At 60.2% G+C, this 387-nt stretch carries 1 protein-coding gene; it reads right to left on the minus strand.

Annotated features, from left to right (window positions below; all coding sequences use genetic code 11):
• A partial coding sequence (locus AACY52_RS31805) for a contractile injection system protein, VgrG/Pvc8 family (RefSeq protein WP_339561627.1) occupies positions 1–387 on the minus strand: 387 nt, incomplete at both ends.

A 387-nucleotide genomic window follows, 5' to 3' on the forward strand; every position in this document is an offset into this window, starting at 1 on the left:
CGAGCAACTGGTTTGGCCGTGCCAGGTCATAACCGCGATGCGTGGTGGTACTGGTGCGGGTGCTGAAACACACGGCGAACTGGCTGACGACAGGCTGCTCGGCGGCCATGCCCGAGCCTTGCTGATAGGCCGTCGCGCCCAGTTTGGGGAAGTAGGTCTGATCCTCGGTGAAGACCAACTGATGACCTTCCTGGCTGTGCTGGTGGTGCCAGGCAATCCCGTCCTCACTGCACAAGCGCTGGATGAACGCGAAGTCGTTTTCAGCGTATTGCGTGCAGTATTCGCGCTCCGGGCTGGTGCTGACATGAAAGGCATACGCATCGGCCTGAATGCCATGCCCACTCAGCACCTGGGCGATGATTTGCGGCACCGTCAGGTGCTGGAAAA

The sequence above is a fragment of the Pseudomonas sp. EA_65y_Pfl1_P113 genome (genome assembly GCF_963970525.1).
GTDB lineage: Bacteria > Pseudomonadota > Gammaproteobacteria > Pseudomonadales > Pseudomonadaceae > Aquipseudomonas > Aquipseudomonas tritici.